The organism is Coriobacteriaceae bacterium (genome assembly GCA_025757745.1).
GTDB lineage: Bacteria > Actinomycetota > Coriobacteriia > Coriobacteriales > Coriobacteriaceae > Collinsella.
In genome coordinates, this window is sequence record CP107217.1 from 2,310,552 (window position 1) to 2,323,157 (window position 12,606).

9 protein-coding genes, 1 rRNA gene and 1 other annotated feature are annotated in these 12,606 nt (G+C 59.2%); of the genes, 3 read left to right on the plus strand and 7 right to left on the minus strand.

What is annotated here, in order from left to right:
* Positions 1–268 precede the first annotated feature (268 nt).
* Positions 269–1,717: a 23S rRNA (uracil(1939)-C(5))-methyltransferase RlmD gene (rlmD, locus tag OGM60_10085; protein ID UYI99215.1), complete on the plus strand. Its 1,449-nt coding sequence runs from the start codon at positions 269–271 to the stop codon at positions 1,715–1,717.
* A 64-nt stretch (positions 1,718–1,781) separates the two neighbouring features.
* On the opposite strand, the gene OGM60_10090 is transcribed toward rlmD, so the two are convergent.
* The 5 genes from OGM60_10090 to tilS form a co-directional block, all read right to left on the minus strand.
* The gene (locus OGM60_10090; GenBank protein ID UYI99216.1) at positions 1,782–2,603 is read right to left on the minus strand and encodes a phosphatase; all 822 of its coding nucleotides are present in this window, start codon (positions 2,601–2,603) and stop codon (positions 1,782–1,784) included.
* Positions 2,604–2,768: 165 nt separating this feature from the next.
* Positions 2,769–3,953 (minus strand): pyridoxal phosphate-dependent aminotransferase, encoded by a 1,185-nt coding sequence (locus OGM60_10095; GenBank protein UYI99217.1) that lies wholly within the window; start codon positions 3,951–3,953, stop codon positions 2,769–2,771.
* Positions 3,954–4,152: 199 nt separating this feature from the next.
* The gene (gene ftsH, locus OGM60_10100; GenBank protein UYI99218.1) at positions 4,153–6,231 is read right to left on the minus strand and encodes an ATP-dependent zinc metalloprotease FtsH; all 2,079 of its coding nucleotides are present in this window, start codon (positions 6,229–6,231) and stop codon (positions 4,153–4,155) included.
* Positions 6,232–6,292: 61 nt separating this feature from the next.
* Positions 6,293–6,841 carry a hypoxanthine phosphoribosyltransferase gene (gene hpt / locus OGM60_10105; protein UYI99219.1) on the minus strand — a complete coding sequence of 183 codons (549 nt, stop codon included), beginning with the start codon at positions 6,839–6,841 and terminating at the stop codon, positions 6,293–6,295.
* Between the two features lie 148 nt (positions 6,842–6,989).
* Positions 6,990–8,528 (minus strand): tRNA lysidine(34) synthetase TilS, encoded by a 1,539-nt coding sequence (gene tilS, locus OGM60_10110; protein ID UYI99220.1) that lies wholly within the window; start codon positions 8,526–8,528, stop codon positions 6,990–6,992.
* Positions 8,529–8,576: 48 nt separating this feature from the next.
* Between tilS and OGM60_10115 the strand changes: the two genes are divergently transcribed.
* Positions 8,577–9,386, plus strand: coding sequence for an MBL fold metallo-hydrolase (locus OGM60_10115; GenBank protein ID UYI99221.1), 810 nt, complete (start codon positions 8,577–8,579; stop codon positions 9,384–9,386).
* Between the two features lie 70 nt (positions 9,387–9,456).
* Here OGM60_10115 and OGM60_10120 read toward each other — a convergent pair whose 3' ends face one another.
* Positions 9,457–9,888 (minus strand): Hsp20 family protein, encoded by a 432-nt coding sequence (locus tag OGM60_10120; GenBank protein ID UYI99222.1) that lies wholly within the window; start codon positions 9,886–9,888, stop codon positions 9,457–9,459.
* Between the two features lie 278 nt (positions 9,889–10,166).
* Here OGM60_10120 and OGM60_10125 point away from each other — a divergent pair, with 278 nt between their 5' ends.
* Complete coding sequence (locus tag OGM60_10125; protein UYI99223.1) at positions 10,167–10,637, plus strand: hypothetical protein; 471 nt, start codon at positions 10,167–10,169, stop codon at positions 10,635–10,637.
* A 114-nt stretch (positions 10,638–10,751) separates the two neighbouring features.
* On the opposite strand, the gene rrf is transcribed toward OGM60_10125, so the two are convergent.
* Positions 10,752–10,867: ribosomal RNA gene (gene rrf, locus OGM60_10130) — 5S ribosomal RNA — on the minus strand.
* Between the two features lie 145 nt (positions 10,868–11,012).
* Positions 11,013–12,606, minus strand: a sequence feature (23S ribosomal RNA rRNA prediction is too short).

The following is a 12,606-nucleotide window of genomic DNA, read 5'->3' on the forward strand; positions in this document are numbered from 1 at the left end:
CGTGATAGAGCACAAGGCGAGTTTGCCCGCCGCGTGAGGGGTGTGGGGGTTAAGTTTCCTGCTCTACAGTCCTGCTCACGACGGAGGCCACATTAAGTGGCCTCCTGTTCGTGCGGAACTCGCGATAAACTTAACCCCCACACCCCTCACGCGGCGGGCAACCGTCGTTGGGCTTATCACTGACACGAATAAACCGCTTGTATATCGTCTGCTGGCTTGGCACGGTACAATACTTGCAGCTTTAATTCATGAATTAGTGGAGTTATTGATGGCAGAATCTCGTGCGGAGCGTAAGGCTCGTCGTGCTTTGATCGAAGCGGCTGAGGGGTCGGAGGAGAAAAAATCTTCTAAGAAATCCAAGTCGTCTCAGGATGCGAAGGGCAAGTCAGCCAAAGGCAAGGCTAAGGCCAAGCGTCCCGGCTCTCGTCGGAGCGAGGACAAGGCATCTCAGACTCGCTCCAAGCGCTCGCATAAAGATCCGGTTTCGCCTGCGCGTAAGGCTGTGGACCCCAAGTCTCCTTGTTCCATCATGAAAGCTTGCGGTGGGTGCACGGCGCTCAATCGTCCTTATAAAAAGCAGTTGGCAGCTAAGCAGGCTGTTATGGAGGAGCTTTTTGCTGCCCTTTGCGAGCGCGAGGGTATTAGCGTCGACCCCATTCGCGGTATGGGAGTCACCCTGGGTGACCCAGGCACATATCCTGCGCCGCGCGGTTTTCGCCATAAGGCCGCCACTCCCTTTGCCCCCGGCAAAGGGGGCGCTGTCCGCTGCGGCTTTTTTGAACGTGGCACGCACAGAATCGTTGCCGTGCCCGAGTGTCCTGTCGAGGCGCCGGGTGCCCGTCAGATTCTCAACGGCATCGCGCGCGAAGCTGAGCGGCTGCATATTCCCGCCTTTAATGAGGACAAGCATCTGGGGCTGCTTCGCTATGCCGTCGTCCGCTGCGGTTGGCGTACCGACCAGGTCATGGTCACGCTCGTGACCGCCCAGCGTGACTTACCGCATGCGCAGGAGTTCTTTGAGGCCGTCGCGGCGCTCGATCCGCATATCGTCACCGTCGCCCAAAATATCAATGGCCGTCCCGGTAACGCCATCTTGGGTGAGGAAACTCATATCGTCTATGGCGCCGAGTGCATGCGCGATCAGCTGCTCGGCTGCAACTTCGATATCTCCCCCACCGCGTTTTATCAGACCAACCCGCAGCAGACCGAACTGCTCTATCAGCTCGCTATCGACGGCATGGACCTGCGCCAGGGCGATGTGCTTATGGATGCCTACTGCGGCAGCGGCACCATCGGTCTTTGCGCAGCTAAAGATGCCCAGAGCAAGGGCATCGGCATCATGCTGCTCGGCGTGGAGCGCAACCCGGCGGGCATTGCCGACGCGCGCCGCAATGCCGAGCTCAACGGTCTTACCCGCAGCGCCTGGTTTATGGCCGACGATGCCACCGATTACATCCTAGATGCCGCCGACAACAACGAGCGCGTCGACGTCCTTTCCATCGACCCGCCGCGCGCCGGCTCCACCCCCGAGTTCCTCGAAGCTGCCTGCGCACTTAAGCCGCGCCGCATCACCTATATCAGCTGCAACCCCGTGACCCAAGAGCGCGACCTGCACCAGCTCCTCGACGGAGGCTATCGCCTGCTCAAGATCACGCCCGTCGACATGTTCCCCCACACCGACCATACCGAAACCGTAGCGGTCCTCGAACGCCGCTAATTCTCTGGCACAAGAAGGGGGCGGCCCGCCCGGGCCGCCCCCTTCACTTGGTTTATAAACTCCGCTACATCCCCTTGCGCAGGTCGCACACGCCAGCTGCCGCCATCTCGCGCAACAGCGTCTCGCGGTCGCGCGTCACGATCAAATCCAGCGGGAAGTGAATCTCGTCGAGCAACTTGCGGGCGTGATCGAGCTTGCCAATGGCCATACCAATGTGGGCATCGGTCGACACACCAATACCCACGCCCAGCTCGGCGCAGCGCTCGGCGATCTTGCGGCATACGGCCCAATGCTCAGTGTCGACACCGTGTTCAAGACTATGGTTGTTGATCTCGATGATCTTGTGCTTGGCCTTAGCCGCCAGCAGCACCTCGTCGATATCGAACGGCACGCCCGAGCGCCCCGCGTGGCCCAGCATGAACACCTTGGGGTGCTCCAGGGCATTGATATACATCTCGGTCGTCTGGGCCAGCGTCGCGCCTTCAGCGAGCTGCGGATTATGCACGCTTGCCACCAAATAATCCAAATTGCGCGTAACCAAATCGAACAGCGAATGCGGGCGGCTGTACGAATCGCCGGCGATATCGAGCGTGACAGGAGTGTCCTCGCCAAACAGGCTTCCGTCCAGTGAAACGATATCGGCCTCGGCACCACGCAACACCAGCACGCCGCTCCAAATGCGCGGCCAGATATCCTGGTTGATAAAGAACTGATAACTGCGCAGGTCATTAGGGCAAGCCGTAACCATAGAGCTCAGATGGTCGGCAGATCCGAGCACCTGCAGACCACGCTCTGCCGCCCAGTACACATTCTCCTCAATGGTCGAATATGCATGCGCAGAGAACATCGTATGGGTATGAATGTCACAAGAAAGCAGGTAGGGCATCGGGTCTCCTTATCTGGCACGGCCGTCGCTTATATTCATTGTACGCATAGCCTTCGATAGTCGTAAAACCACTCCATCCCAACGACACAACGTCCATGACAACGGGGTCCGGCTTAACACCAAACCCCGTTTCACGTAAAACATTGTAGGCAGAGCGCTTTACTTTTAACGATACTCGTCCGCCAACTGTTTCCAAGCGGGTAGCGAATTGATGATCGTTTCGCAACTCACGCAATAGCCCAGGCGGAACCAGCCCGGCATACCAAAGCTGTCCGAGGGAACCGCAAGCAACTCATACTTCTTTGCGCGCTCGCAAAACGCATTCGCATCGGGCTCGAGTGCCTTCACCCACAGGTAGAAAGCACCGTCCGGCTCAACATAGGTATAGCCGTAGTCCGCCAAGGCGTCGGTAAGCGCCGTGCGGTTGCGAGCATAGGCCTCGATATCGCTCGGCTCATCGATGCAATCGATAATCACGCGCTGGAAGAGCGCCGGTGCACATACAAAACCCAGCGTACGGGCAGCACCCGCAACAGCCGGCATCAGACGCGCAGCCTGCGGATTGGTGTTGGGAACCAAGATCCAGCCAACGCGCTCACCCGGCAGCGACAGCGACTTAGAATACGAGTAGCACACCACGGTGTTCTCGTAGATCGAGGGCACCCAAGGCACCTCGGCACCGTACACGATCTCGCGGTACGGCTCATCCGAGATGAGCATAATCGGATTCTCGGGATCACGCCGAGCGTTGGCCTCGCGCAGAACATTGGCCAGTCGCGTCAGCGTGTCGCGCGTATATACGGCACCGGTCGGGTTGTTGGGCGAGTCGATGATGACGGCCGCCGTCTTTTCGCTGATCGCCTTGAGCACGTTGTCCACGCTCAGCTGAAACGTGTCTTCATCGGCGAGCGCCTCGACACACGTGCAGCCGGCCTTCTCAATCCACACGCGATACTCCGGGAAGTACGGGGCGATAACAACAACCTCATCGCCCGGGTTCGTAACGGCGTTGAGCGCGCAGGTGAGCGAAGCCGCGGCACCCACCGTCATAAAGACGTCCTTGCCCTCATAGCTCGTGCCAAAGCGACGGTTGAGCGATTCGGCGACAGCTGCTCGACATTGCGGCAGGCCCGGTGCGGGAGTGTAGCCGTGCAGCTGGTCACTCGGCAGCTCCAAGGCCTTCTTAATGGACTCCGCCACGGCAGCGGGCGCCGGAACACTCGGGTTGCCCAGCGAAAAATCGAATACGTTTTCCGCACCGATCTGTGCCTTGCGCTCAAGACCATAGCTAAAGATCTCACGGATGATGGAGCTTTCCGCACCGCGAGCATACATAGTTTCGTTGATCATCTGTTCCCCTTTCGCATAGGCGCTATTGTACGCTTTAGTCGAGCAAAGTGCCGCAGCAATGTTAATTGGGTGTTGATTGGGGACAGACTTAAATGCGTGAAAACGCTCATTTAGTCTGTCCCCAATCAACAGATGGCCCCATATCGCTCAAAAGAAAAGGCCTCCGCAGGTTTCCCCGCGGAGGCTTTCACCACAAAGACTATTTGTCGTCGTCGGTGTCGGCACCGGCATTGACGGCACAGTCATCATCGGCAGTCTCGGATGCGACTTCGGCATCCTCCTGCATGGCCGCCTGCGCAAAAGCTGCGGCATCAGCCGCCAGCTCCTCCTCGCTCATGCGAGGCGCGCGCTTCTTGGTCGGCATGCCAGCCGCCTTGGCATTGCGCTCCTCCTTGGCCGCCAGGATATCGCCCTCGCGCTCAAGGTAGGCATCCCACTCGTTGTCGAGCAGGGCATTCACGGCGTCGCCTTCGACGGTCTCGCGCTCAAGCAGCACCTTCGCCATCAGATCAAGCTGATCGCGACGGGCATCCAGAATCTCGACCGCGCGGCGATGGGCCTCGCGCATAATGCGCTGGACCTCGATATCGATGCGACGCGCCGTCTCCTCGGAGTAATCCTGGTGATCGGCGTAATCGCGACCAAGGAACACCTGATGCTGCGCCTCGCCAAACACCTGCGTGCCCAACTCCTCGCTCATGCCCAGGCGCGTGACCATCTCGCGCGCCATCTTGGTCGCGCGCTCCAGGTCGTTGCTCGCGCCCGACGTGATGTCGTCGCACATGAGTTCCTCGGCAACGCGACCGCCCAAGAACACGGCAAGCTCATCGAGCATCTCGTTCTTGGTCTTGAGGAAGTGATCCTCCTGCGGAAGCTGCAACGTGTAGCCCAGAGCCTGGCCGCGGCTGACAATCGAAATCTTATGAACCGGATCGGAGTGCTCCAAGATGTGACCCACCAGGGCATGACCGCTCTCGTGGTAGGCAATCGTGGTGCGCTCGGCTTCGGTCATCACACGGCCCTTGCGTTGTGGTCCGGCAATCACGCGCTCCATCGACTCCTCGACCTCGTCCATCGAGATCACGGAACGATGACGGCGAGCGGCCAGCAGCGCAGACTCATTGAGCAGGTTCGCCAAATCGGCACCGGTAAAGCCAACGGTCATCTGGGCGAGCTTCTCAAACTTAACGTCCTCGTCCATCGGCTTGTTCTCGGCATGCACGCGCAAGATCTGCTCGCGGCCCTTTACGTCCGGACGGTCGACCGTGACCTGGCGGTCAAAACGACCGGGGCGCAGCAATGCCGGGTCCAGAATATCGGGACGGTTAGTTGCGGCGATCAGGATGACCGAGTCGCTTTCCTCAAAACCGTCCATCTCGACCAGCAGCTGGTTGAGCGTCTGCTCGCGCTCGTCGTGGCCGCCGCCCAGACCGGCTCCGCGCTGACGTCCCACGGCATCGATCTCGTCAATAAAGATGATCGACGGAGCCTGAGACTTGGCCTCCTTAAAGAGGTCGCGCACGCGGCTGGCACCGACACCCACGAACATCTCGACAAAGTCAGAACCAGAGATGCTAAAGAACGGCACGCCCGCCTCGCCGGCAACGGCCTTGGCCAGCAGCGTCTTACCGGTACCCGGAGGGCCCACCAGCAAAACGCCGCGCGGGATCTTGGCACCCAGTTTGCGATAGCGGTCCGGATCGCTTAGGAAGTCGCGGATCTCCTCGAGCTCCTCGACGGCCTCGTCCACGCCGGCCACGTCCTCGAACTTGACCTTGGGACGCGTAGCCTCGTTAGTCTTGGCGTTGGTCTTGCCAAACTGCATGTTCCTGTTATTGGCGCCCATCATCTGGCGCATAAAGTAGAACATGATGGCGATCAGGGCGATCGTCGGCAGCACGCTCATCGCCAAGTCGCCCCAAAAATCGGGGTCGTTGGTGTTGACGATATACTTGGTGTCGGGGTGCTCCGCCATAAGCTCGGCAAGCGAATCGGAGCCGACATAGGTCGAGGAAAAGCTCTTGAGCTCGCTCGTATCGCCCTTGTCCTTTTTTGTCTTCCAGTAATGACCCGCCACGCTTCCGTCTTGAACCGTATAGGTCAAATCTTCGACGCGATCCTGCTTAATGGCACTGACCATCTCGCTCGTCGCGAGCTTAACGGTATTGCTGGAGTTGGCAAAGCCGGAACCCATATTAAAGAAGGCATAGCCCAGAAGCGCGCAAGCCAAAAGAAAATACAGCCAGCCCGTACGCGTGGGCTTCTTGCCTCCGGGCATCCCCGGAATCTTTGGGTCCCGGGGAGTCTGGGGATTGTTGTCGTTACGGTCGTCGGGCATCTTACGAATAAACCTCCGGTTTCAAAATGCCCAGATACGGAAGGTTGCGATAGCGCTCGGCATAGTCGAGGCCGTAGCCCACCACAAAGGCATCGGGGCAATGGGTTCCAACATACTTGGGCGTGATGGCCGAGGTACGGTCCTCAACGTCCTTCCACAGGAAGGCAGCGACCTCCAGCGAAGCGGGCTTGCGGCTCTCGAGGTTCTTCATCAGGTACTTGAGGGTCAGGCCCGAGTCCAGAATGTCCTCGACGATCAGCACGTCGCGACCACGGATGTCGATATCCAGGTCCTTAATGATACGCACGATGCCCGAAGACTTCACACCGTCGCCATAGCTCGAAACAGCCATGAAATCGATGTTGGTCGGCAGCTCGATCTTGCGCATCAGGTCGCCCATAAAGACAACGGCGCCGCGCAGAACCGCGATCAACACCAGATCCTTACCAGCGTAGTCGCGCGTAATCTCCTCGCCCAGGCGAGAAACGATACCTTCGATATCCTCCTGCGTAAACAGAACCTTCTCGATATCCGGATGTTGAGAAGCCATGACAACCCTTTCTTGTGCTTAATCGCCCACACACCGCCGTATGGACGCGAACTACACATTCTAGCAGCGCACGGGGTATATTTTCCAGCCCGCGCATCATCAGCGCTGGAATACCGTCAACGCCGCACAGAAAAGCTGGTACGAGGGGCTAATCCGCGTCAACCACGCGAAGCAGATAGGCCACACGCGTCGCCGCCGTGCACTTAAAGCGTTCGTCCGCGCGAACTCCGGCGACCCACACCACGGCACCTCCCGGCGCCGTCCTCACCATGGGCACGCCGGCGCGCTCGGAAACGGGAATGCGAGCCTCTCCTAGCAAGTCGGATACCTTCTTGCTTCGGCCACTCATTCCTAACGGGCACATCACGTCTCCCGGTGCGGGACCGTCCACCCATAGGCGCGCCAATCGCGCCTCGGCAGGGATCTCGCCACGCGAGCCCGCCAGGATCCGCTCGCTATCGCTGTCGGCAAAACCCAGGGCAGCCGCGTCTACCAAAGCTGCCACTTCCCCGGCAGCCGCAAGCTCACGGGCGCGGCGCACGATATCGCATCCCGGTTCAACGGCCATCGGCTCTGCGACCAGCATACGTCCCCCGCCCAACGGCAAACGACCGGGTACGGTAACCCAGTCCGCGACCAGGCCCTCGCGAGCCACCGGAGCCTTAAACGCCAGCATGCCAAATTCGACGCGTGCGTCAATCCCCGCCGGAAGCGTGACCGAGCCTGCGCCCTCGGCAACGCAGGAAAGGACTCGCTCCACATGTCGCATCTCTGGACGAGCGTCCGGATCGATGCGTTTGATCGCCAGTCGCACGATGCGCCGCGCGATTACCACCTCGGCCGCAGCAAGGCGTCTGGCATCGAGCACTAGCGCACCCGCCGCCTCCTTGCGCAGGCAGCTTCGAAACGCCTGTGCCGACAGCTGGGATAGAAACGCATCTTCGTCACCAAGGATCTCGCAGGCGGCGCCAATCGTCTTGCACACGCTCGCATTACGCTGTGCCACCACTGGCATTACCCGATGGCGCACGTAGTTTCGCAGATACGAGATATCCTCATTGCTCTCGTCCTCACGCCACGGCTGACCATGTACCTGTAGATAGCCCACGAGCTCGCCATGAGTTAGGTCGAGCAAGGGGCGCACCACGATATTCCTCCGGTGAGGAATGCTCGATAGGCCAGCGGGCCCTGAACCCTTAATCGCGTTCATCAAAAACGTTTCCGCGCGATCCGAAGACGTGTGCGCGGTGCAGATACGAGCCGCCGTTCGCGGTGCCCCCGTCTGGGCGCAGAGCTCGCGAACATACCTCCGCGCCGCGGCATAGCGCACCTCGCGGGCCGCGGCCTCAATATTGCCCGACTCCCCATCAAAATAAGCGTGCTCCACGCACAGCGGTAAACCATATTTCGCGCAGAGCTCACGCACAAAGGCCTCGTCGCCATCGGACGCCTTGCCGCGCAGATGATGGTTTACATGCAGCACATGCAGGCGCTCGCGAGCAATGGGGGCAACACCGCGTCCGTCTTGGATATCCAGCTTTGATGTGCACGCCATAAGAAGCAGTGCCGTCGAGTCCGCGCCGCCTGATACCATGAGCACGACAGGAGCAGCCTGCTGCCTCGTCCGGGTCTCATCGACTGCCCCAGGCACGGCATGGTGTCCATAATGCTGAGATACCGTAGGCATTTGCTTCCTCCTCTATTCGTCCGCACCCATTGTATCCTTTGGAATCTTATGTCTCGTCTGCACCTTCATATCCTCGGCAGTGGCTCTAAAGGCAACTGCGCACTCATCGAGGGCCCGCAGGGGCTCATTATGGTCGATGACGGACTGTCTCGCCGCGAAACGCTCAAACGCATGGCGGAACTCGGACTGTCGGTAGACGACGTGTACGCCCTTGTTGTCACCCATGAACACAGCGACCACATCAAGGGGCTTGAGGTATGGTGCAAGCATTGGAATGGCCCAGTCTTTTCCAGCAGAGGAACGCTCACGTCCAAAGAAAGCCTCGCACATCTACCTGTCGAGGAATTCGACCCAGGTGACGCCCTCTCTATTGCCGGAGTCCACATTCAAACATATTCGACATCCCACGACGTCGTTAATCCCGTCGGCTACCGGTTTGACGCTCAGGGTGATTCAATTGGCTTTGCCACCGACACCGGCGAGTTGTCGAAGCATGCCATCGATACGCTCAAGGACTGTCGCATTCTCGCACTCGAAAGCAACCACGATGTAACCATGCTGCGTCAAGGCGACTATCCTCGCTTTCTTCAGGAACGTATCCTGTCTGTAAAAGGGCATCTCTCCAACGATCAGGCCGCCGATGCCGCACGCGCGTTGGCAACCGATCGCACCGAGCAACTTATCGCGATGCACATTAGCCAAGACAACAATCGCCCAAGCCTGACCGTCAAAAGCTACGCAAGCTCCCTCGACGCAACGCTCGACAACGAGCTTGGCAGCACCGCCACCCGCGTTGAGGGGCTGCATAAACTCACGATACGTCCCGCCGGACAATATCGGCCCATGACCATACAGTAAACAGCAAAGGGGGCTGGGAATCACTTCCCAGCCCCCTTAACGTAGGCACCGATTTTAAAAGCCGATAGCCTTAATCGATGGAAATCTTCGTAACGTTCTTCTTCTCGACAATCTTAGGAACCGTAACGGTAAGGATGCCGTCAGCGTACTTTGCAGAAAGGCCCTCGCTCGAAGCATCCTTCAGGTACACGCCGCGCGTCGCGCTGTACGAGCTGAACTCCTTCTGCAGGAAGTTCTTACCCTCGTTCTCCTCGTCTTCCTCGACATTCACGCTAATGGACAGACGGCCCTCGTTAAGCTCGACATCGATATCGTCCTTGGCGACGCCGGTCAGATAAGCCTTGACCTCATAGCCATCGCCCTTATCCTCAACGTCAACGGGGAACGCCTTAGAGGCAATCGAGCTGTTCGCTAGGTCGCTCATATCATCAAAGAGATCAAACAACGAGCTAGCAGAGGGACGAACACCAAAAACCGAACGATAAGGAACCATGCTTGCCATGACTACCACTCCTTTAAGGGACTGCCGAGCCATCTTCTAGGTGGCAGGGACTTCTTTTGACGCTCTAATATATGCCCATCCATTTCTTATATATACATTTTGATATAAAGTTTTTTAAGTCTCTTTCTATAAGCATATCTAAGTCTGGTCGACTAAGGTTTTAACGAAGCTAAAGTTCTTTGAACCGTGCCTTAAATACCATATACGCGGCCTGTCAAAACGAAGCGGAGGGCTTACAATGAGCGCATACACGTTGTTAATGACAACCTAAGGGCATCATGGACGATCAGACCTCCGACAATTCGTTTGAGTCGCTGCAGAACGATAGTTCTGCCTATTCACAGCCCATACGCTACCATCGTCCCCATATTTCCCAAGAGCCCATTAACGATGCAGAGCCTGAGTATGTAACTCGCAATCGATATCAAACCCTAGAAGAATCTCAATCAGCGCGCAGACACATGGGTGTCGCCTCGAGCGATCCGGTGTATCTAAAAGATGCCCCATTATCCAAAAACAGCGCAAGCAGCCAGGAGCAGACACAAACACCCACAAAGCAACATCGCAGAGGGCCCCGTCCCAAGCAAACTCTAACGCATTCCGCCCGCTATCTCGAGACGCCTAAGCAGGGGAAATCGATATTTACATCGTCAAACAGACGGCGCAGACAGCACCGTCTCCAAATTGCGCTCTTGATCATTGCCATCGTGGCAATCGCGCTGGTCATTCATTTTGTTTTCTTCAAATAGAAAAGGCTATTAAGCCATAGAGGCGTTTAGCTCATATCGACCAAACGCAAAAAAGGGGGAGGCCGCGAGGCCTCCCCCTTCTACATTCCCAATGGCGGCTCGGTGCCGTCCACCGGTCAGCGGCGCCCTGGCCTCCCACGGGCTGACCCCGCAGTACTCTCGGCGCGATGGGGCTTAGCTTCCGGGTTCGGAACGGGACCGGGCGTGCCCCCCATGCTCTGGCCGCTGACCGGTGGGCGGCGCCCACCGTTCTCGGTGTCCGGGTGTCCCTCTCACGTGCCCTGGGGGCCGCATGGCGTATAGGAAAGGTGACTCGGGGGCATCCTCGTGCCCGGACCGCGCATGGGCGCTTGTCCCGCGGGCCGCGAGGTGCGGTTCCGGAAGAGCTCGGGCGATTAGTGCGGCTCGGCTGAGGACGTCGCCGTCCTTGCACCTGCCGTCTATCGACCAGGTAGTCTACCTGGGCCCTTACCGGAAGGAGAACTAATCCCTGGAACGGCTTCCCGCTTAGATGCCTTCAGCGGTTATCCGCGCCGCACGCGGCTACCCGGCCGTGCCGTTGGTCGACAACCGGTTCACCGGAGGTGCGTCCACCCCGGTCCTCTCGTACTGGGGGCAGCCTCCATCGATTCTCCTGCGCCCACGGAGGATAGGGACCGAACTGTCTCACGACGTTCTGAACCCAGCTCGCGTACCGCTTTAAACGGCGAACAGCCGTACCCTTGGGACCTGCTCCAGCCCCAGGATGCGATGAGCCGACATCGAGGTGCCAAACCTTGCCGTCGATGTGGACTCTTGGGCAAGATCAGCCTGTTATCCCCGGAGTACCTTTTATCCGTTGAGCGACGGCCCACCCACTCGGGGCCGCCGGATCACTAGAGCCTGCTTTCGCACCTGCTCGGCTTGTGGGCCTCGCAGTCAAGCCCGCTTGTACTCTTGCATTCAAAAGGACGGTTGCCGACCGTCCCGAGCGGACCTTCGCGCGCCTCCGTTACCCTTTAGGAGGCGACCGCCCCAGTCAAACTGCCCGCCTGGCACGGTCCCCGAGCCGGTTGACGGCCTCGGGTTAGGACGCCGGTCGCGCGAGGGCAGTATTCCAAGGGCGGCTCCCCGGGGGCTGGCGCCTCCGGATCGATGCCTCCTGCCTATCCTCTACACGCGGGACCAGCGGCCAATGCCAAGCTGCAGTGAAGGTTCACGGGGTCTTTCCGTCCTTCCGCGGGTAAGTCGCATCTTCACGACCAGTGCAATTTCACCGGGTCCATGGTCGAGACAGCGCCCAAGTCGTTGCGCCTTTCGTGCAGGTCGGAACTTACCCGACAAGGAATTTCGCTACCTTAGGACCGTTATAGTTACGGCCGCCGTTTACCGGGGCTTGGCTTCGGGGCCTCGCCTTAACGGCTAACCCCTCCGCGTGACCTTCCGGCACCGGGCAGGCGTCAGACCCTATACGTCGCCTTGCGGCTTCTGCAGAGTCCTGTGTTTTTGGTAAACAGTCGCTTGGGCCTCTCCACTGCGGCCCGCCTCCGCTCCCGGAGCAAGTCCGTTCACGTACGCGCGGGCACCCCTTCTCCCGAAGTTACGGGGCCATTGTGCCGAGTTCCTTGACCATGGTTGACCCGATCGCCTCGGTATGTTCTACCCACCCACCTGTGTCGGTTTGCGGTACGGGCGCGCACGCGCCTGCCTAGGGGTTTTTCTAGGGACCTCGGGCTCACTCGCTTCGCTCAGTCGCTTCGTCCGGAGCCTCGCCCTCGTGCGGACCGGATTTCCCTGGTCCGCGGGCCGCGCTCCATCACGGGGACGTCCAGAACCCCGCCGAGCCACCCCCATCCGTCGCCCCGTCGGTCGTAGCGCCGCGTGCGCGGTGCAGGAATGTCTGCCTGCTGCGCGTCGGCTACGCCTCCCGGCCTCGCCTTAGCCCCCGACTGACCCTGGGAGGATTAGCCTTGCCCAGGAAACCTCGGGT